The organism is Kitasatospora cathayae (assembly GCF_027627435.1).
Taxonomy (GTDB): domain Bacteria; phylum Actinomycetota; class Actinomycetes; order Streptomycetales; family Streptomycetaceae; genus Kitasatospora; species Kitasatospora cathayae.
The window spans coordinates 2867868-2887600 of record NZ_CP115450.1; the positions used below are offsets into that span (position 1 = coordinate 2867868).

Genomic DNA, 19733 nt, shown 5'->3' on the forward strand with positions numbered 1-19733 from the left:
GCTCGAGACGGCGGGCCGGGCACCGCGAGGAGACCGACCAACCCCGGCCGGGGCTCCGCGGCCGGGCCACGTACGAGCCGCGGGGACCTCGATGACCCACCAGCCCGAACCACTCCTGCCCGGCGTCCTCGCCATCGACGCGGGCAACTCCAAGACCGACGTCGCCCTGATCGGCGCCGACGGCACCGTCCTCGGCACCGCCCGCGGCGGCGGCTTCGCACCCCAGAAGATCGGCGGCGCCGCGGCCGTGGCCGGCCTCGCCCCCCTGGTCGAACAGGCCGCCGCGGCGGCCGGCCACCCCGGCTTCCGCGGCGTGCTCACCAGCCACGTCAGCGCCTGCCTGGCCAACGCCGACCTGCCGGTCGAGGAGGAGGCGCTGCGCGCCGCCCTCGAATCGCACCCGTGGGGCCTCAGCAACACCGTCGTCAACGACACCTTCGGCCTGCTGCGGGCCGGCACCGACGGCCCGCGCGGGGTCGCGGTGGTCTGCGGCGCCGGGATCAACTGCGTCGGCCTGCTGCCGGACGGGCGCACCGCCCGCTTCCCGGCGCTCGGCGAGCTCACCGGCGACTGGGGAGGCGGCGCCGGGCTCGCCGTCAACAGCATGTGGCACGCCGTACGCGCCGAGGACGGGCGGGGCGGGCCCACCGCACTGGCCCGGGCCATCGCCGAACACTTCGGCCTGCCCAGCGCCGGGGCCGTCGCCGAGGCCGTCCACCTCGGGCACCTGCCGACCATGCGGCTGCACGAGATCGTCCGGGTGCTGTTCGCGGTCGCGGGCGAGGGGGACGCCGTCGCCCTGGAACTGATCGACCGGCAGGCGGACGAGATCGTCCGGCTGGCCGTGGTGGCGCTCGGACGGCTGGAACTGCTGGACTCGCCCGCCCCGGTGGTGCTCGGCGGCGGGGTGCTCGCCTCCCGGCAACCGCTGCTGCTCGACAACCTGACGGCGCGGCTGGCACGGGCCGCCCCGCTGGCCGAGCCTCGGGTGGTCGTGGCGCCGCCGGTGCTGGGTGCGGCGCTGCTGGGGCTCGACCACCTGGGCGCGGGCGCGGCGGCGCAGGCTCGGGTGCGCGGGGTGTACGAGGCGCGGCGGGTGATCGCGGCCTGATGCCGTGTCGATCCGAGCCCGCGTGGGCCTTTGAGACCTCCCGCCCCCGCCGGATCCGCACATCCGGTGGGGGCGGGAACCGTTCGGCCGGGGGCGGGAACCGTTCGGTGGGAACGGGACCCGTTCGGTAGGGCGGGAACTGTGCGGCGCGCGCCGGTCGTGTACCCGGGTGCCGACCACCACCGACGCCCGGGGAGACTTGTGCCATGGCCGTGCCCCGCATCCTCCTCGCCGCCGCCGCACTGACCGCGACCGCCCTGGCCGGTCTCACCGGCTGCACCCCCGCCGACTCCCGCCCGACGGTGGCCGCCGCCTCCTCCGCCGCGGCCCTCGCCGACGACGGCGCGGACGACCCGCTGGACGACGATGACGACCTCGCCGACGACGGCAGCTACGCCGCTGCCGGTGCCGTCGCCGCCCCCGAAGCCCCCGAGGCCGCCGAGACCCCCGCCCCGGAGTGCACGGCTCCGGTGGTCACCCCCGGCCACCAGGTGCTGATCGTGGTCGCCGCCGGCCCGGCCGAACTCACCGCCCAGCCAGCCCGTTTCGCCTGCACCCCGCCGCACTACGAGCCCACCGGCACCCCCGTCCACTACGGCTTCGCCGCGGCCGGTGTCACCGCCACCCTGGTCGACCGCCCGCACGAGGAGGCGGCCAAGCCCGTCGAGCTGGACGAACTGGTCACCCACCTCAACGACTGCCTCGCCGAACGCGACCCGGCCGACCCCTACGCCTGCTACGGCAACGCCTACGACGTGGTCCTGGACTCGCACGGCCGGATCATGCGGATCTCCGAGGTCGAGGTGCCGACACCGTAGGGCACCGAGCCGGGGCTGGGAAGGGGGCCGGGGTGGGCGATTCGTGCAGGTCGTGGGGAGGGCAATACGGTGTAAAAGCCCCCTTCAACTGTTGAGATTCGCCGTCGCTACGCGCATCAACGTGTTGTCAGCTGGGGGCTTTTGGCTTTCGATACGTTTTTCGGGGCCGTCCTTGGGGTTGGTCTTACTATCGGCGTCGTTGACCCGGTTTCGACGGCGGTGCTTTGCTTCCCGCCGTCGGCAGTGAACCGGTCCCCCATCCCCGCTTCGCTGACTGTTCATGACGAACGGTCGGTGGCAACCGGTTCGCCGTCGTCGCTCCTCCCCATTTGTCCCCCACGGTGTCGCCGCGCCCTACCGGTGTGCGGTCGGCATGTAGAGAGGAACCCTCACGATGGGCATGTCCCCCACCTCCCGCCGGGCACGAGTCCGGGCCCTGACCGGGCTCAGCGCGCTGGCGCTGGCCGCCACCGGTTTCGCCGCCGCCCCGGCCGCCCAGGCCGACCAGCCGGGCAGCGAGTTCGCCGGACAGAGCCACCCGTACCGGCACGGCGTCGTCCCCACCAAGGAGGCGAGCAAGACCGCGTCGGCGCAGCGCACCTCCAACCTGCACTTCGGCGGCGGTGTCGACGGCATCGGCGTCACCACCGGCGCGCCGAAGGTCTACGTGATCTTCTGGGGTTCCCAGTGGGGCACCGCGGGCACCGACGCCAACGGTTACACGACCCTCTCCGGTGACCCGTCGGGCGAGGCCGTCCGCGCCCAGCAGCTGTACAAGGGCCTCGGCACCAACAACGAGACCTGGTCCGGCGTCATGACCCAGTACTGCGAGGGCATCACCAAGGGCGCCACCAGCTGCCCGTCGACCGCCGCGCACGTCGGCTACCCGACCGGCGGCGCGCTGGCCGGTGTCTGGGTGGACAACTCCGCCGCCGCCCCGGGGCAGGCCACCGGCAACCAGATCGCCAACGAGGCCATCAAGGCCGCCGGGCACTTCGGCAACACCACCGCGGCCGCCAACCGCAACGCGCAGTACGTGGTGCTCTCCCCGACCGGCACCCACCCGGACGGCTTCAACACCTCGACCGGCAACTTCTGCGCCTGGCACGACTGGAACGGCGACACCACGCTGACCGGCGGCGCGGCCACCTCGCCGTACGGTGACGTGGCGTTCAGCAACGACCCGTACGTGACCGACATGGGCACCTCCTGCGGCCAGAACTACGTCAACAGCGGCACCGCGGGCCTGCTGGACGGCGTGACCATGGTGTTCGGCCACGAGTACTCGGAGACCGTCACCGACCAGAACCCGGCCGGCGGCTGGACCGACTCGACCGGCTACGAGAACGCCGACAAGTGCGCCTGGAAGGGCACCGGCGGCGTCGGCGGCGCGCAGAACGTGGCCTTCGCGACCGGCTCGTTCGCGATGCAGGGCACCTGGGCGAACGACTACAACGGCGGTGCGGGCGGCTGCGAGATCTCGCACCCGATCGTCCCCTGACCTGAGCAGCGCCCCCGAGCAGCGTGGGGCAGCTCGGGGATCGTCTGATCCGGTGGATCCGAGCGGGCTGAGGGGTCTCGTGCCCTGAGGATCCGGAGCGGCGCCGGGGTGGGTTTGTGCGGGCCCACCCCGGCGCTTCGCGCTGTCCGCGGCATCTTTTCAGGACGGCGCCAGGGCGGCGCGACGAGGGCGCCGGGACGGCGCTAGGACGGCGCGACGAGGCCGAACTCGTAGGCGTGGATGACCAGGTGGACCCGGTCGCGGGCGTCCAGCTTGGTGAACAGCCGGGCGACGTGCGCCTTGGCGGTGGCCACGCTGATGGTGAGTTCCTCGGCGATCTCCGTGTTGGACAGGCCGCGGCCGACCAGGGTGAGCACCTCGCGCTCGCGCTCGGTGATGCCCTCGGCGGACTTCCGGGGCCGGGCGGAGGCGTCCGGGCGGGCGGCGAACTCGCCGATCAGGCGGCGGGTGATGCCCGGGGCGAGCAGGGCGTCGCCGGCGGCGACCACCCGGACGCCGTCCAGGATGGTCTCCAGGGCGAGGTCCTTGACCAGGAAGCCGCTCGCCCCAGCGCGCAGCGCGCCGTACACGTAGTCGTCGTCGTCGAAGGTGGTGAGGACGAGCACCTGGGTGGGCAGTTCGGGGTCGGCGAGGATCCGGCGGGTGGCCTCGATGCCGTCCATGCCGGGCATCCGGATGTCCATCACGGCGACGTCGGGGCGCAGCCGGGTGACCAGTTCGACGGCCTCGGCGCCGTTGCCGGCCTCGCCGACCACCTCCAGGTCGGGGGCGTCGGCGATGAGCACGCGCAGGCCGGTGCGGATGAGCGGCTGGTCGTCGACCAGGACGACGCGGATCACGGTCCCACCTCCAGGGCGGATTCTTCGGTTCTTCCCGATGGTGCGGGTGTTGCGGAAGTTTCAGCTTTTTTGGAAGATTCGGAAGTTTCGCCTACTTCGGGTGCTTCGGGATCTTCGGGTGCTTCGGGCGCCTTGGGGATCGGCAAGCGCGCGGCGACCCGGAAGCCGCCCCCGGGACGCGGGCCGGCGCTGAACTCGCCGTGCAGCAGGGCGACCCGCTCGCGCATGCCGGCCAGGCCGTAGCCGGTGCCGGGGGTGTGGGTGGGCGTGCCCGCGCCCAGATCGACGACGGTGACGGCGAGTCGCTCCGTGCCGTACTCGACCGTGACCTGGCAGTCGCGGGTGCCGGAGTGCTTGACCACGTTGGTGACCGCCTCCTGGACGATCCGGAAGGCGGCGAGGTCCACCTCGGGCGGCAGGGCCCGGGCTTCGCCGCCGCGGGTGAGCGCGACCCGCACCCCGGCGCCCGCCGTCTTCTCCACCAGCCGGTCCAACTCGGCCAGCCCGGGCGCGACTTCCAGCGGCGCGGACTCCCCCTCGCCCCGCCGCAGCGCGCCCAGCATCCGGCGCAGACCGGCCAGGGTCTCCCGGCTGGTGGCCTCGATGGCGTCGAGCGCGTTGCGGGTCTCGGCGGGCTGGGTGTCCATGACCCGGCTGCCCATGCCGGCCTGGATCGCGATGATGCCGATGTTGTGGGCCACCATGTCGTGCAACTCGCGGGCGATGCGCAGCCGTTCGGCGGTGACGGCCTGCTCGGCGGCGCGGCCGCGCAGGGCCTCGGCGTGGGTGCGGCTCTGGCGGACGGTGTTGCCGATCAGCCAGGCGATCAGGACGGTCGCGGCGAGGCCCCCGTAGGCGTACGGGTTCACGACGTAGCCGTTGACGGCGCCCCAGACGTACAGCCCGGCGAGCAGGGCCAGCGGCATCCCCGTCGCGATCGCCGACACCGGGCGGGACCGGGTGACCACGCAGTAGGCGACCACCGCTTCCGCGATCAGGAACTGCACCGGCGCCGTCACCGGGACCTCCCACATCCCGAGCGAGTAGACGCCACCCGCCAGCGCCACCGCGACGGCCGCCAACGGCAGCGGGACCAGCAGGAACGCCACCAGGGTGGTGACCACGGCGGTGACCACCAGGGGCATGTCCTCGGTGTTGCCGTGGTAGTCGAAGAGGTGGCGCAGTTCCTCGGCCCGGGTGAAGAACCGGAACACCACGATGCTCGTCCAGAACGCCGCCACCCACACGCCCGCGGGCAGGCGCCTGAGCAGGGGCGGGCGGGGTTCGGTGATCATGGCGCGATGGTAGCGGCGGGCGGTGCGGCGGCGCATTGGCCCGCGGGAGTAAGCCCGGGGGCGGGGGCGGCCGCTCCCGGTTGTGTCCCGCCGCCCGATGTCCGACCACGGCCCCGACCGGCACCGTTGTCCCCGTGATCGAGATCGAGCGACTGACCAAGCGGTACGGCGCCACCACGGCCGTCGACCAGTTGACCTTCACCGTCCGGCCGGGCGCCGTCACCGGTTTCCTCGGCCCCAACGGCGCGGGCAAGTCCACCACGCTGCGGATGGTCCTGGGCCTCAACGCCCCCACCGAGGGCACCGTCACCGTCGACGGCGTGCCCTTCGCGGGCCGGCCGCGCGGACTGCGGCACATCGGCGCCCTGTTGGACGCGAGCGACGTGCACGGCGGGCGCAGCGCCCGGGCCCACCTGTCGGCGCTGGCCCGCAGCAACCGGATCCCGCTCGGGCGGGTCGACGAGGTGCTGGCCGAGGTCGGGCTCGGCAAGGCCGCCGGGCGGCGGATCGGCGGCTTCTCGCTGGGCATGAAGCAGCGCCTGGGCATCGCCGGCGCCCTGCTCGGGGACCCGCCGGTGCTGCTCTTCGACGAGCCGCTGAACGGGCTGGACCCGGAGGGCGTGCTGTGGGTGCGCGGGCTGTTCCGCCGGCTCGCAGACGAGGGGCGGACGGTGTTCGTCTCCAGCCACATGATGGCCGAGATGGAGCACACCGCCGACCGGCTGGTGGTGATCGGCCGCGGCCGGCTGATCGCGGACGAGAGCCTGGCGGAGTTCTCGGCCCGCAACGCGGAGACCTCGGTCACCGTGCGGGCGCCGGAACTGTCGCCGCTGGCCGATGCCTTGCGCGCTGAGGGTGCCGAAGTCGGCCTGGTGGAGCCGCAGTTCGCAGTGGTCACCGGAATGCCGGCGGCGCGGATCGGTGAGCTCGCGCAGCGCCACGGCGTGGTGCTGCACGAGCTCGCCACCCGGACGTCGTCCCTGGAGTCGGCCTTCATGTCCCTGACCGCCGACAGCGTCGAGTACCTGGCTGGAGAGGCCCGATGAGCACAATGACCCTGATCCGCACGGAGGCCGCCCGCGCCACCGAGCCGGCGCCCCGGTTCACCGACCTGCTCGCCGCCGAGTGGATCAAGCTGCGCTCGCTGCGGTCGACGTACTGGGTGCTGGCGCTCGCCTCGCTGGCCGCGATCGCCGTCAACTTCAACGCCGTCCACAGCGACCTGCCGTACATCGACCATCCGAGCGCACCGCTGCCCGGCATGCCGATGTACCGGTACGACCCGCTGTGGCACGGCCTCAACAGCATCGCCATCGACCTGATGGCCGTCGCGGCCGGGAGTCTCGGCGCGATCACCGTGTTCGGCGAGTACACCACCGGGATGATCCGCACCACCTTCGCAGCGGTGCCGGACCGGCGGGGCGTGATCGCCGCCAAGGTGCTGCTGATCGGCGGGATCACCGCCCTGGCCGGGGCGGTGGTGTCGACGGCGTCCTTCTTCGGCATCAACGCGATGCTGGCCTCGCGGCACGTCGGGGTCTCCATCACCGACCACGGCTGCCTGCGGGCCGTCCTCGCCTACGCGGCGGTCGTGCCGGTCTGCGCGCTGATCGGGATGGCGCTGGGGGCGGCCCTGCGGCACGCCACCGCCTCGATCGTGTCGCTGGTGGTCCTGCTGTTCATTCTGCCGCTGATGTTCGGCGGGGACCGTTACCGGTGGCTCAAGGAGATCGGCACCCACCTGCCGCTGGCCACCGTCCAACGGCTCACCATCAGGCCGGATTCCATGACCACCATGGGGAAGTACGCGCCGAGCGTTCTGGACTCGTGGATCACCATGGGGGTGTGGGCGGCCGTCGCGGTGGCGGTGACGGTGGTCGTGGTACGGCGCCGGGACGTCTGAAGTCCCCTACGGTCACCGGATGTCGAGGCGCTGCGCGGTCTCGGCGGGCAACTGGTAAGGACGTTCGGGCGGCAACAGCCGCTGCGCCTTCGCCGGCTGCCCACCGCGGACCAGCGCGGCGATCCGCTGTACCTGCGGTGTGAGGTCGGTGAGTTCGGTGACCCACTCCTCCGCGAAGGTGCGGATCAGCGACCGGCCGATGCCCACCTGGATGCTGTACTGGTTCAGCGCCGCCCCGCGCAGCGTCCGCTCCGGATCCCACTGCACGTGGACCTCGGCGCCGGCCAGCTCGTCCGGGTGGGCGGTGGTGAGGACGGCGCGGGACAGTGCCTCCTCCCAGCCCGCGCGGGTGATCCGGACCGCCAACACCCTGGTCTGGCCCGGCTTCTGCGCCCAGTTGCTGCGGTGCATCAGCCAGCGGAACGAGGGCTTGATCCAGGTCATCCGGTGGAAGCTGAACGGCGACACGAAGCGGCCCGCCGCCAGGGCGGCGTCGGCGACGGCCGGCGGGTAGGCCTGGTAGAGCACGATCGTGCGGGCGTCGTGGTCGGCGCGGATCTCGCGCAGTGCGGTCATCGGGGCAGCCTCCAGGTTGGAGCGGGGCCGCGCAACGGGATTGTCGGGGTCACGGGATGAGCTGGGCGCCGATCACACCGCGCCCGGCCTCGACGGCGGCGCGCCAGAACGGGACGACGGCGTCGAACAGGCCTGGGACGTCGTCCGAGTCGCCCAGCACCGCGTACGCCCGCTCCTTCGCCGCCGCCCGCGCGGCCTCGTCCAGGTCGAACACCGCCTCCACGGCGGGCAGCGACGCCCGCACCTCCTCGGGGGTGAGGACCATGTCCCCGAACCAGCCGGGCAGGCCCGCCATCCGCTCGGGCCCGAGGGCGTGGGCCAGGCCGAGCACCGGGTAGCGGTTCCGGGCCGAGACGCAGACGGCCGGGCCGATCTCCTTGCCGCAGTCGTTCCAGGCCTCGTACAGCATGTTCGGGTCCGTCCCGAGCGGGCCGGACACCAGCCACTCCAGCTCGTCCGTACTCAGCCCGCCGCCGTGCTCCCAACGCCGCCGCAGCGCGGCGTTCCCCGGATCCGCGGCGTGCTCGTCGAGCAGCGCCCGCAGCCTCGGGCCGTGCCGCTCGACGGCGGCGGCGGGGGCGGGGACGAGGAACCACATGCCGGAGTAGCTCATGGCCCGTCAGGGTAGGCCCGGGCACCGACAGCGGGACCGGTCACGGGGTGACCTGGGCGGCGAACAGGCCCTTCCCGGCCCGGACGACGGAGCACCAGAACGGGACCATGCCGTCCAGCAGGGCTTCCGGCTCGTGTGCGCCGAAGCCCTCGGTCAGCGCCTCGGGCGCCCGCCGCAGTACGCGTTCCCGCTCGGCGTCGTCCAGGTCGAACACCGCCTCGACGGCGGGCAGGGCGGCCTTCGCCTCCGCCGGGGTCAGCAGGAAGTCCCCGAACCAGCCCGGCAGGCCGGCGAACCGCTCGGGGCCGAGACCGTGGGCCAGGCCGGCGATCGGGTAGCCCTTGCGGGCGGAGGCGGCGAGGTACGGATCGCCCTGGTCGTAGGCGTCGCACACGTCCATGAAGACGTCGAGGTGGTCGTCCAGCGGGCAGGCCCCGGTGAGCTCCATGAAGGCGTTCCAGTCGGCCACCCCGAGTTCCCCGGCCTCCCAGCGTCGGCGGAGGTCCCTGATCCCGGGCTGTCCGGCGTGCTCGGCCAGCACCGGGTGCACCAGCGGCGCGAAGCGCTCCACGTCGGCGGCGGTCAGGGGCAGCAGGACCCAGAGGGCGGTGAAGCTCATGGCCGGCACGCTAGCGCCTGTCACCGACAACGAGGCTCCGGTGGCGTGGAGTTGGCGGCCGGCGCGGCGCCTCAGGCCGCGGTGGCCGCGGCCTTGGCGCGGAAGGCACCGAGGGTGGCGGCCGGGACGCCGCAGGCGGGGAGGAAGGACGAGGCGCCGCCGTGGCGGGTGCGGATGCGGTCGAGGAAGACGGACATCGCCTCGGCCGGGGCCTGGAGCAGCGGGGCGGGGATGGTGAGGTGGCGGCCCTCGGAGTCGGTGACGCGGCTGGCAGTGCCCTGGTCGTTGAGGGCGGTGCGGTGGCGTTCGGCGAGGTTGGCGAAGATCTGCGGGAGGGCGTCGGCGGTGCGGGCGTAGTCGGCGACGATGCGCTCGGCGGGGACGCCGAGCAGATCGAGCAGCAGGGCGGTCAGCAGGCCGGTGCGGTCCTTGCCGGCGGCGCAGTGCAGCAGGACCGCGCCGGGGCGGATGGTGGCCTCGACGGCGACGGCGACGGCCTCGGGGGCGGACTCGGCGAGCAGCAGGTAGAACTCGCCGAGGTCGGCGGCGGTGGTCATGGTCGCCATGTGGGCGGTGAGGGCGTCGGTGGCGGGGTTCACCGGGGCGGCGACCACGGCTATCCCGGCGGCCTCGGCGGCGGCCCAGTCGGCGGGCCGGGTCTCGCGGGGATCGCGCAGGTCGACGACGGTGCGGATGTCGCAGGAGCGCAGCTGGGCGACGATCTCCTCGTCGGCGGCCGGGTACGGCTGGGCGGAGCGGTACAGCACGCCGGGGCGGATCCGCAGGCCCTCGGGGTCGCTGAGGACGGCGGAGTCGCGGAAGTTGACCAGGGACATGCGAGGGGCCTTTCGGTGGAGCCGCGCGGCAGAGAGGGAGACGTCCAAACGCCTAGACGTCTAACCCCTCACCCGGGTGCCGGGCAAGCCGCGGCCCACGGGCCACCCTTCCATCCCACCCCCGTCGGCCCGCCGCGGCGACCCGGGGACGCCTTCGGGCTCGGATCGAGCCCGTGCCGACGAAGCCCCCGGATAGCCCCTCCAGTACTCCCTGGAACACCCCTCTGTACAGTCGACTGGCCCGGCGGCTCCAGGCCGTGGTGCAGATCCGCCGGGGCATGGACACCTTCGTCCGTCCACCCGCCGTGCGGGTGTCGATCAGGTGGACTCTGGACCTGGCGCGGGCCGCCGGGGTGGTGAGCAGCTCGCGTTCGAGTGTTGATGAGTGGCGAGGGAAACCGCCCCCGCGTACCCGGACCACGGACACGGTCCGTCGGCGCCGGACGCGGCCGGAACGCGGTGGACCGGAACGCCCAAGACCGTTCGGGGCGTTCGGCTGAGTACGGTCTCTGGAGACAGGACCCACTCCCGCTCAGTCTTTAGGAACGGTTGGCAGGACACGGTGACCGAGACGAACGAGTGCGACATACCCACCGAGCTGACCGAGGCGTACCTCGTCCTGCTCGCCGACGTCTCCCGTACCGGGCGCCTGCTGCGCCGGGACGAGCTGGAGGGGCTGCGCCGCCTCGGCGAGCAGTGTGCCGAGGCCGGTTACGGGCTGCGCGAGGTGGTCTCGCACTGCCTGGCCGCGGCCCGGCGGGCCTGGCAGACCCTGCCCGGGACGACCGCCGCGGCCAGCGTCGGCGAGCTGCGCCGGATGGGCGACGCGGTGCTGGCCGCCACCGACGCCGCACTGGCCGCGCTCGGCGAGGGGCACGAGCGGTCCCAGCGCCTGGCGGTCCGTCAGGAGGAGGCGGCCAGGCGGGAGTTCATCGACGACCTGTTGCACGGCCGCAGCGACCTCGGCCTGCTCGCCGAGCGCGCGGAGCGGTTCGGGCTGCGGCTGGCGGGCGCGTACACGGTGGCGGTGGCGGTCGGCGACGAGGCGTTCGCGGACGTCCATCCGTTGGTGCACCGGGTGGAGCGGGAGCTGACCGGGCGGTTCGGCGAGCGGGACGTGCTGCTGGCCAGCAAGGACGGCCGGCTGGTGTGCATCGCCCCGGACTCCGAGCGGGCCGTGCTGGAGGCCTTCGCCGACCTGACGCTGCGCCCCGGCCCCGGTTACCACCCGGTGCTGCGGGTGGCGACCGGCCGTCGGCACTCGGGCGCGAGCGGGGTGCTGCGCAGCTACGACGAGGCGCTGGACGCGTTGGACTACGCCCAGCGGCTGGGCCTGTCGGCCTGCCGCCTGCGGGCCGAGGAGCTGCTGGTCTTCCCGGTGCTGATGCGTGACCGGGCGGCGATCGCCGACCTGGTGCGCAGTGTGCTCGGCCCGCTGACCGAGGCGCGCGGCGGCGCCCGTCCGCTGCTGGACACCATCGCGGTGCAGGCGGAGGCGGCGTACGTGAACGCGGAGGCGGCGCGCCGGCTGGGCCTGAGCGTGCGCACGCTCGGCTACCGGCTGGAGCGGATCAAGGCGCTCACGGGGTACGACCCGGCGGACGCGCTGCAGCGCTTCACCCTGGAAACGGCGGCGATGGGGGCGCGGCTGCTGAACTGGCCGGAGCAGCCGCTGTAGGGCGCTCCCCGAAGGGGCCGGCAAACCCCGGATGACCTGCCCGGGGCCGTCCTGTTGCCCGACTGTTGCAGTGTCACGGGGAGCGTTCGTACCAGGGTGTCAAAAGGCCGTAAAGATTGCCGGATCCTGGCAATGTGCGGACGCCTCCCCCACTGCCATGATCTCCCCGGCGCCGATGTGCGGTGCCGGGGGAAGGGCGGGGGAGCATGGCCGGGACGGGGGACTTCTTCGCGGCCGCGCTGGCCTTTCCGACGGCGCTGTTCAGCTTCGCGCTGGTGGTGGTCGTCGGGTACTGGCTGCTGATGCTGATCGGCGGCCTGGGGTTCGACGCCCTGCACGGGGGGCACGGCGTCGGGCACCACCTGGGTGCCGGGCACGCCGGGGGGCAGGTCGGCCCGGTGGGTCACGTCGGACACGGTGCCGGGGGGCACGGTGTCGGGGGGAGCGTGGCCCACGGGACGTCCGTCGGGCACGGGGGGCACGGGGGGCACCCCGGCGGCCACCACGGGGGCGTGCTGGACGCGCTGGGGCTGGGCGGGGTGCCCGCGACGGTGGCGGTTTCGCTGCTGGTCGCGCTCGCCTGGTTCGTCAGCCTGGCCGGCACCGTCCTCACCTCGGGGGCACCGGCGCGCGGTGGTGTGTTCGCCGTCGCGCTGGTCGCCTCCTGGGCGGGCACCCGGGTGCTCGTCCGGCCGCTGCGGCGGCTGTTCCCGGAGGACCGGCCGATCACCCGGGGGGACTTCGTGGGCCGGGTCTGCGTGATCCGCACCGGCCGGGTGACCGCCGACTTCGGGCAGGCCGAGGTGACCGCCGAGGACGGCTCCACCGCGACCGTCCAGGTCCGCACGCCGGACGCCGAGCCGGGTCTGACGGCCGGGCGCACGGCGCTGATCTACGACTACGACGCGGACCACGAGCACTTCCTGGTCGCACCGTTCGACCCGTCGCCGCCAGGCCTCTGACGTTCAGTCGGGCACTTCGGTCACTTCGGCGAGTTCGGTGACTTCGGCCACTTTGATCACTTCGGTGACTTCGGTGACTTCGGCCGCTCCAGTCAATTCAGTCAATTCTGAAAATTCACACACCTTCGCACCACCATCTCGTCAAAGGACTCCGTGATGGACACCATCGCCGTGGGTTTCGGCGTACTCGTCGCCGTCGTGCTGCTCATCCTGCTCGCCGTACTGCTCTTCGTGGGCCGTCTGTTCCAGAAGGTCGAGCAGGGCAAGGCACTGATCGTCTCCCGGACCAAGAAGGTGGACGTCACCTTCACCGGTGCGATCGTCCTGCCGATCCTGCACAAGGCCGAGCTGATGGACATCACCGCCAAGACGGTGGAGATCCACCGGACCGGCCGGGACGGTCTGATCTGCCGGGACAACATCCGGGCGGACATCCGGATCTCCTTCTTCGTCCGGGTGAACAAGACCGTCGAGGACGTCGTCAAGGTGGCGCAGTCGATCGGCACCGCCCGGGCCAGCGACCCGCAGGCGATCCAGGACTTCTTCGCCGCCAAGTTCGCCGAGGCGCTCAAGACCGTCGGCAAGCAGCTGGACTTCACCGACCTCTACACCCACCGGCACGAGTTCCGGGACCAGATCATCGCGGTCATCGGCACCGACCTCAACGGCTACACCCTCGAGGACGCGGCCATCGACCACCTCGAGCAGACCCCGATGAGCCAGCTGGACGGCGACAACATCCTGGACGCCCAGGGCATCCGCAAGATCACCGAGCTGACCGCGATCGAGCACGTGCGCACCAACGAGTACCAGCGCAACGAGGAGAAGGAGATCACCCGGCAGAACGTGGACGCCCGGGAGACCGTCCTGGAGCTCGAACGCCGCCAGGCCGACGCCGAGATCCGCCAGCGCCGCGAGATCGAGACCCTGCGGGCCAAGGAGGACGCGGTGATCGCCCGGGTGCAGGAGGAGGAGCGGCTGAACGCGCAGACCGCCTTCCTGCGCACCGAGGAGCTGCTCGGGGTGCAGCGGGAGAACCAGGCCCGCGAGGTCGCGGTGGCGCAGAAGAACCGCGAGCGGGTGATCGCGGTGGAGAACGAGCGGATCGAGAAGGACCGCCTGCTGGAGGTCGTCGGCCGCGAGCGGGAGACCGAGCTGGCCGTGATGGCCAAGCAGAAGGAGATCGAGTCCCGGCGCCGGGAGGTCGCCGACGTGGTCCGCGAGCGGGTCGCGGTCGAGCGCACCGTCGCCGAGCAGGAGGAGGCCGTCAAGACGCTGCGGGCCACCGAGGAGGCCGAGCGGGTGCGCAAGGCGGTCGTCATCCAGGCCGAGGCGCAGGCGCAGGAGAAGCTCGTCAAGGACATCAAGGCCGCCGAGGCCGCCGAGCAGGCCGCCTCGCACAAGGCCCGCGAGTCGCTGGTGCTGGCCGAGGCCCGGCAGCAGGCCGCCGAGCTGGACGCGGCCGCCAAGGTCAAGCTGGCCGAGGGCGTCCGGGCGGAGGCCGCCGCCGAGGGCCTGGCCCGGGTGCAGGTGCGCGAGCAGGAGGCCGCGGCGGTGGAGAAGGTCGGCCGCGCCGAGGCCGCCGTGCAGACCGAGAAGGCCAAGGCGGCCGCGCTGGAGGTCGGCGCCAAGCTGAAGGCGGAGGCCGAGGGCCTGACCGAGAAGGCCGCGGCGATGGCCAAGCTGGACGAGGCCTCGCGCGGGCACGAGGAGTACCGGCTGCGGCTGGCCGCCGAGAAAGACGTCCGCCTCGCCGGACTGGAGGCGCAGCGGCAGATCGCCGAGGCGCAGGCCGCGCTGGTCGCGACCGGACTGGAGAAGGCGAAGATCGACATCGTCGGCGGGGACTCGGTGTTCTTCGACAAGCTGGTGCAGTCGGTGACGGCCGGCAAGAGCGTGGACGCCTTCGTCGGCCACTCGCAGACCGCCCAGGCGCTGGCCGGGCCGTGGCTGGACGGGCGGGCCAGCTTCACCGAGGACCTCACCCGGGTGCTGTCCTCGGTGTCCAGCGCGGACGTGCAGAACCTGACGGTCTCCGCGCTGCTGCTGAAGCTGATCGGCGGCGGTGGCGAGCAGGCCGGCCAGCTGCGGCAACTGCTGGAATCGGCCAAGAAGTTGGGGATCGCGGAGACGCCGATCGGGGCGCTGGCCTCGGCGAACGGCAGCAAGTAGTCACCCCCTGAGAACCCGAGGAACCTGACCGTGGACGCCCACGACACCCGGCTCGACGCCGGCAGCTACGAGGTCCTGCGCGACCGGCTCGCCCGGGCCGCCGCCGAACTCGCCGACCGTGCCCGGGCGTTGAACGCCCGCCGGGTCGAGGAGTTCGGCGGCGGGGAGCTGCGGCTCACCGGCACCGGCCGGCTCACCACCGCCCGGCCCTGCCTGCCGCAGGACCTCACCGCCGCCGGCGGGCTGCTGCTGCTCGGCACCCGGCCCGCCGAAGTCACCGACGGCGGCGGTGACTTCACGGACGTCCTCGGTCTGCACCACCCGGACCTGTCCCCCGCTCCCGCCGAGGGCACCCTGCTGGACGACCCGCGGCTGCGCCAGGACCTCGCCGACCTGCGCCGCTACTTCCGCGACGCCCGGCTGGAAAGGCTGCGCCCGGTCGGCGGCCGGCTGCTCGCCGTCTTCCGCACCGGCCCGGCCGCCGCCGACGTCCGGGTGCTGCGCTGGCGCCTCGACGACGACCGGGTCAGCTACCAGGACGGGCGCGGCGAGCGCGACCACGCCCCCGCCGAGGGCCAGCAGCTCGACTGGACGGCGCTCACCCGGGACGACCAGCTGCCCGCCGCCCCCGGCAGCGCGCCGCGCGCCGACCTCGCCGGCGAGCTCCACCTCGGCGTGGACGGCGGCCGGCTCACCCTCACCACCCCCGACGGCCGCGAACTGCACCACGAGCCGCTCGCCGAGGCCCTGCAGACCCTCGCCGACACCCAGACCGCCCACGCCCGGCTGGGCACCCTGCTGCTGGTGCGGGTGCGCCCGTACCAGGAGGAGACCGTCCGGCACCTGGTGGTCCACCTGCCCACCGGGCGGGTCACCCGGATCGACGCGCTCGGCCAGGCCTGCCTGCGGCTGCCCGCCGACCAGGGCGTGGCCTTCCCCGGCGGCTGCCACCTCGCCGACGGCACCGTGCGCGTCTTCGACCAGCCGGTGGACGGCCTGGTGTACGAGCGCACCCTGCTCTCCCCCAACGGCGAGGACGTGCTGTACGAGTTCCGCTCCCCCTCCGACGGGCACACGCTGCTCCAGCCGTACAACTCCGTCCGCCAGGAGCCCGCCGCCCCGCTCGCCTGCCAGGGCTACGCGCTGCTCGAGGACGGCACCCTCATCGCTCTGCGCCCGGCCGAGGACGGCCCCACCCGGCTGCATCCCGTCCAGCTGTGGCAGAGCCCGTTCACCAGCGAGCGTCATGCCGCCCAACAGCCGTCCGGAACCGGCCCGTTGGCCCGGGTCGGCAACGCCGACCTGGTCCGCGGGCTGGCCGACTGCCTGGCCCTGGCCCGGCTGGCGGCGGCCGGCGCCGACACCCCGGCCGGGCACCGGGCCGTGCTCGCCGCCTGCACCCGCACCGCCGACCGGCACCACTGGCTCGGCCAGGACGGCCTCGGCGACCTGGCCGCGCCGCTCACCGAGATCCGCGACACCGCCCGGCAGGTGATCGCCGAGTACGAGGCGATCGCCCAGCTCACCGCGCACGCCGCGGCCCGCACCGAGGAGACCGCCGAGCACGTCGAGGGCCTGCTGCGCACCGCGCGCGGCGAGACCCTCGCGGACGCCGCCGAGTGGGTCGACCGGCTGGCCGGGCTGCGCCGCGCCCAGGGCCGGGTCGAGGCGCTGCGCGACCTGCCGCGGGTGGACCGGGAGCGGATCGACGCGCTCGCCGAGCACCTCGCCGAAGGGTTGGCCGAGGCCGCCGGCCGGGCCGTGGTCCAGCTCGCCGAACCCGCCGCCTTCGAGCCGCACCGGCGCCGGGCGGGCGAACTGGCCGAGCAGTGCGCGGCCATCGCCACGGCCGCCGAGGCGGAGCCCCTGTCGGCGCGACTGAGCGAGCAGAGCGAGGCCCTGCAGACCGTCTCGGAGCTGGTCGGCACCCTCGACCTGGCCGACGCCACCACCCGCACCGCGATCCTGGACCGGCTCGCCGACGTGCTCGGGCTGCTCAACCGGGCCCGCAGCACGCTGACCGTCCGCCGTCGCGAGCTACGCACCCGCGAGGCCGCCGCCGAGTTCGCCGCCGAGACCGCGCTGCTCGCCCAGGCCGTCACCGCCGCCGCCGACACCCCGGAGGCCTGCGACGACCAGCTCGGCCGGCTGCTGCTGCGGGTCGAGCAGCTGGAGACCCGCTTCGCCGACGCCGACCCGGCCCTGGGCGAACAGCTCGCCGACCGGCGCACCGAGCTCCACGACGCCCTCACCGCCCGCCGCCAGCACCTGCTGGAGGAACGGGCCCGCCGGGCCGACCGGCTGGCCGGCTCCGCCGAGCGCGTCCTCGACACCCTGCACCGGCGCCTCGCCGCCCTCGACACCGTCGCCGAGATCGACGCCGCGCTGGCCGCCGACCCGACGGCCGTCAAACTCCGCGATCTGGCCCGGCAGTTGACCGAGCTCGGCGACCGGGTCCGGGCCGAGGAGCTGGCCGGCCGGCTGCGCGCCGCCCGCGGCCGCGCCCACCGCGCGCTGCGCGACCGCGCCGAACTCGCCGGGGACGGCCCCGGCACCCTGCGGCTGGGCCGCCACCTGTTCGCGGTCACCACCCAGCGCCCCGAACTCACCCTGCTGCCCTGGCACGGCCGCCCCGCCTTCACCCTCACCGGCACCGACTACCGCTCCCCCGTCACCGACCCGGCCTTCGCCGCCACCGAGCGGTACTGGAACCGGCCGCTGCCCTCCGAGACGCCCGCGCTCTACCGCGCCGAGTACCTGGCCGCGAGCCTGCTGCTGGCCGCCTCGCCGGAGGCGCTCGCCGATGAGACCGACCTGCTGGAGTACGTCCGCCGGGCCGCCGAACGGCGCCCGGACGAGGGCTACCAGCGCGGGGTGCACGACCACGACGCCGCCCTGGTGCTCCGCGCCCTGCTCCGACTCGATGCCGAGGCCGGCCTGTTGCGCCACCCGGCCGCCGCCCGGGCGGCGGCCCAGCTGTACTGGGCGCACGGTACGGACGAGCGGCAGCGGCTGGTCTGGCACACCCGGGCCCGCTCGCTCGGCCTCGCCCGTCAGGCGTACGGGCCGGTGCCGGCGCTGTCCGCATTGGCCGCATTGGCCGCCGAACTGTCGGACGCCGTCGCCGGGTTCGTGCCGGACGCGGCGGGCGCCGGGGACTACCTGGTGGCCGAACTCGCGGCCGCCGCACCGGCCTTCGCCCACTCGACGAACGCGGCCGCGCTGCTGGAGAAGTTCCACGCCGCACCCGAGTCGGCCGGGCTGACGGAGGCCCTGGCCGCGCTTCCCGAGGAGCCCTCGCTGCTCCCCGTACGGCGCCAACTGGTTGCGGCCTGGCTGGAGTCGGCCGCTCCGGGCGCCGACCCCGGCGACCTCGCCGAGGCCGCCGCCGTCCTGCTCTGCCCGTCGCTGCCGCGGCGCCCCGCCGAGGGCGCCGTCGGCACCCGGCTGACCGGGCTGCTCGGCGATCATCCGCGGCTCTCCGGTGGCGCGCTGGACCTACGGCTGGACGAACTACTCGGCCGGGTCCGCGAGTTCGAGGCCGTCGAAGTCCCCGGCTACCGCGCCTACCAGCGGTTGCGCGGCGACCTGCTGGCCGCCGAGCACGCCCGGCTGCGGCTCGACCAGTACCGCCCCGCGCCGCTCAACGGCTTCGTCCGCAACCGGCTGATCGACCAGGTGCACCTCCCGCTGGTCGGTGACAACCTCGCCAAGCAGCTCGGCACCGTCGACTCCGGCGGGCCGGTGGACCGCAGCGGCCTGCTGCTGCTCGTCTCCCCGCCCGGCTACGGCAAGACCACCCTGGTCGAGTACCTCGCCGAGCGGCTCGGCCTGCTGCTGGTCCCGGTCAGCGGCCCGGCGCTCGGCCACCGGGTGACCTCGCTGGACCCGGCCGAGGCCCCCGACGCCACCGCCCGCCGCGAGCTGGAGAAGCTCAACTTCGCCCTGCACGCGGGCGACAACGTGCTGCTCCACCTGGACGACGTGCAGCACACCTCACCCGAGTTCCTGCAGCGCTTCATCCCGCTGTGCGACGCCCAGCGCCGGATCGACGGCGTCTGGGACGGCGAGGCCCGCGAGTGGGACCTGCGCGGCAAGCGCTTCGCCGTGGTGATGGCCGCCAACCCGTACACCGAGTCCGGCCGGCTGTTCCGGCTGCCCGACATGCTCGCCAACCGGGCCGACGTCTGGAACCTGGGCGACGCCGTCGCCGGGCGCGAGGACCTCTTCGCGCTCAGCTTCGTCGAGAACGCGCTGCCCGCCAACCCCCACCTGGCCCCGCTCGTCACCGCCGAGCGCGCCGACCTGGACACCCTGCTCGCCCGGGCCGCGGGCACCCCCGGCGGCACCCTGTCCGGCGCCTGGCCGGCCGCCGAGGTGGAGCGGATGACCGCCGTCCTGGCCGGGCTGCTCCACCTGCGCTCCACCGTCCTGGCCGTCAACCGGGCCTACCTCGCCTCCGCCGCCCAGGACGACCGTGCCCACACCGAACCGCCGTTCCTGCTCCAGGGCTCCTACCGCAACATGGCCAAGCTCGCCCAGCGCCTCGACCCCGCGCTCACCCGCCCCGAACTGGACGCCCTGCTCGCCGACCACTACCGCGCCGAGGCCCAGCCGCTCGGCGCCGACGCCGAGGCCCAGCTGCTGAAGCTCGCGGAGCTGCGGGGCACGCTGACGCCGGAGCAGGCGGAGCGCTGGGCGGAGCTGAAGCGCACCTGGCGGAGGCGGGAGTGAGGGGGTGTAGCTGGCTACACCCCCGGAACTGAACCCATGGTCATTGAGCCGCCCC

The 19733-nt window shown here is 73.9% G+C and carries 15 protein-coding genes; 9 read left to right on the forward strand and 6 right to left on the reverse strand.

What is annotated here, in order from left to right; translation table 11 throughout:
* Positions 1-91 precede the first annotated feature (91 nt).
* From O1G21_RS12685 to O1G21_RS12695, 3 genes are all read left to right on the forward strand, one after another.
* Entirely contained in the window at positions 92-1111 is a 1020-nt protein-coding gene (locus tag O1G21_RS12685) for an N-acetylglucosamine kinase (RefSeq protein ID WP_270143395.1), read from the forward strand.
* Positions 1112-1317: 206 nt separating this feature from the next.
* Positions 1318-1929: a hypothetical protein gene (locus tag O1G21_RS12690; RefSeq protein WP_270143396.1), complete on the forward strand. Its 612-nt coding sequence runs from the start codon at positions 1318-1320 to the stop codon at positions 1927-1929.
* Between the two features lie 394 nt (positions 1930-2323).
* A complete protein-coding gene (locus O1G21_RS12695) occupies positions 2324-3430 on the forward strand; it encodes a hypothetical protein (RefSeq protein ID WP_270143397.1) in 1107 nt (368 codons plus the stop codon).
* 203 nt (positions 3431-3633) lie between these two features.
* On the opposite strand, the gene O1G21_RS12700 is transcribed toward O1G21_RS12695, so the two are convergent.
* Both O1G21_RS12700 and O1G21_RS12705 read right to left on the reverse strand, forming a co-directional pair.
* Entirely contained in the window at positions 3634-4290 is a 657-nt protein-coding gene (locus O1G21_RS12700; protein ID WP_270143398.1) for a response regulator, read from the reverse strand.
* A complete protein-coding gene (locus O1G21_RS12705) occupies positions 4287-5585 on the reverse strand; it encodes a sensor histidine kinase (protein ID WP_270143400.1) in 1299 nt (432 codons plus the stop codon). The genes O1G21_RS12700 and O1G21_RS12705 overlap by 4 nt, the downstream gene beginning before the upstream one ends.
* 134 nt (positions 5586-5719) lie before the next feature.
* Between O1G21_RS12705 and O1G21_RS12710 the strand changes: the two genes are divergently transcribed.
* A complete protein-coding gene (locus O1G21_RS12710) occupies positions 5720-6631 on the forward strand; it encodes an ABC transporter ATP-binding protein (RefSeq protein WP_270143402.1) in 912 nt (303 codons plus the stop codon).
* A complete protein-coding gene (locus O1G21_RS12715; protein WP_270143404.1) occupies positions 6628-7488 on the forward strand; it encodes an ABC transporter permease subunit in 861 nt (286 codons plus the stop codon). Before O1G21_RS12710 ends, O1G21_RS12715 begins: the two co-directional genes overlap by 4 nt.
* A 12-nt stretch (positions 7489-7500) precedes the next feature.
* On the opposite strand, the gene O1G21_RS12720 is transcribed toward O1G21_RS12715, so the two are convergent.
* From O1G21_RS12720 to O1G21_RS12735, 4 genes are all read right to left on the reverse strand, one after another.
* Entirely contained in the window at positions 7501-8064 is a 564-nt protein-coding gene (locus O1G21_RS12720) for a DUF4291 domain-containing protein (RefSeq protein ID WP_270143406.1), read from the reverse strand.
* A 49-nt stretch (positions 8065-8113) separates the two neighbouring features.
* The gene (locus O1G21_RS12725; protein WP_270143408.1) at positions 8114-8677 is read right to left on the reverse strand and encodes a hypothetical protein; all 564 of its coding nucleotides are present in this window, start codon (positions 8675-8677) and stop codon (positions 8114-8116) included.
* 40 nt (positions 8678-8717) lie between these two features.
* On the reverse strand, positions 8718-9296 hold the full coding sequence (locus O1G21_RS12730; RefSeq protein ID WP_270143410.1) for a hypothetical protein: 579 nt from the start codon (positions 9294-9296) through the stop codon (positions 8718-8720).
* A gap of 71 nt (positions 9297-9367) precedes the next feature.
* Positions 9368-10132, reverse strand: coding sequence for a tyrosine-protein phosphatase (locus O1G21_RS12735; protein WP_270143411.1), 765 nt, complete (start codon positions 10130-10132; stop codon positions 9368-9370).
* 562 nt (positions 10133-10694) lie between these two features.
* On the opposite strand from O1G21_RS12735, the gene O1G21_RS12745 reads away from it, so the two are divergent.
* The 4 genes from O1G21_RS12745 to O1G21_RS12760 all read left to right on the forward strand — a co-directional run bounded on the left by O1G21_RS12745 (position 10695) and on the right by O1G21_RS12760 (position 19678).
* On the forward strand, positions 10695-11810 hold the full coding sequence (locus O1G21_RS12745) for a PucR family transcriptional regulator (protein WP_270143412.1): 1116 nt from the start codon (positions 10695-10697) through the stop codon (positions 11808-11810).
* A gap of 206 nt (positions 11811-12016) precedes the next feature.
* Positions 12017-12772: a hypothetical protein gene (locus tag O1G21_RS12750; RefSeq protein WP_270143414.1), complete on the forward strand. Its 756-nt coding sequence runs from the start codon at positions 12017-12019 to the stop codon at positions 12770-12772.
* A 156-nt stretch (positions 12773-12928) separates the two neighbouring features.
* Positions 12929-14944: a flotillin family protein gene (locus O1G21_RS12755; RefSeq protein WP_270143416.1), complete on the forward strand. Its 2016-nt coding sequence runs from the start codon at positions 12929-12931 to the stop codon at positions 14942-14944.
* A 30-nt stretch (positions 14945-14974) separates the two neighbouring features.
* Positions 14975-19678, forward strand: coding sequence for a DNA repair ATPase (locus O1G21_RS12760; RefSeq protein ID WP_270143418.1), 4704 nt, complete (start codon positions 14975-14977; stop codon positions 19676-19678).
* The last annotated feature ends 55 nt before the right edge of the window (positions 19679-19733 follow it).

Bases quoted from the DNA above. Each gene is read 5' to 3' on its own strand.
- O1G21_RS12730 (WP_270143410.1), bottom strand. From the start codon at position 9,296: ATGAGCTTCACCGCCCTCTGGGTCCTGCTGCCCCTGACCGCCGCCGAC.
- O1G21_RS12690 (WP_270143396.1), top strand. From the start codon at position 1,318: ATGGCCGTGCCCCGCATCCTCCTCGCCGCCGCCGCACTGACCGCGACC.
- O1G21_RS12720 (WP_270143406.1), bottom strand. From the start codon at position 8,064: ATGACCGCACTGCGCGAGATCCGCGCCGACCACGACGCCCGCACGATC.
- O1G21_RS12750 (WP_270143414.1), top strand. From the start codon at position 12,017: ATGGCCGGGACGGGGGACTTCTTCGCGGCCGCGCTGGCCTTTCCGACG.
- O1G21_RS12755 (WP_270143416.1), top strand. From the start codon at position 12,929: ATGGACACCATCGCCGTGGGTTTCGGCGTACTCGTCGCCGTCGTGCTG.
- O1G21_RS12685 (WP_270143395.1), top strand. From the start codon at position 92: ATGACCCACCAGCCCGAACCACTCCTGCCCGGCGTCCTCGCCATCGAC.
- O1G21_RS12695 (WP_270143397.1), top strand. From the start codon at position 2,324: ATGGGCATGTCCCCCACCTCCCGCCGGGCACGAGTCCGGGCCCTGACC.
- O1G21_RS12725 (WP_270143408.1), bottom strand. From the start codon at position 8,677: ATGAGCTACTCCGGCATGTGGTTCCTCGTCCCCGCCCCCGCCGCCGCC.
- O1G21_RS12705 (WP_270143400.1), bottom strand. From the start codon at position 5,585: ATGATCACCGAACCCCGCCCGCCCCTGCTCAGGCGCCTGCCCGCGGGC.
- O1G21_RS12735 (WP_270143411.1), bottom strand. From the start codon at position 10,132: ATGTCCCTGGTCAACTTCCGCGACTCCGCCGTCCTCAGCGACCCCGAG.
- O1G21_RS12715 (WP_270143404.1), top strand. From the start codon at position 6,628: ATGAGCACAATGACCCTGATCCGCACGGAGGCCGCCCGCGCCACCGAG.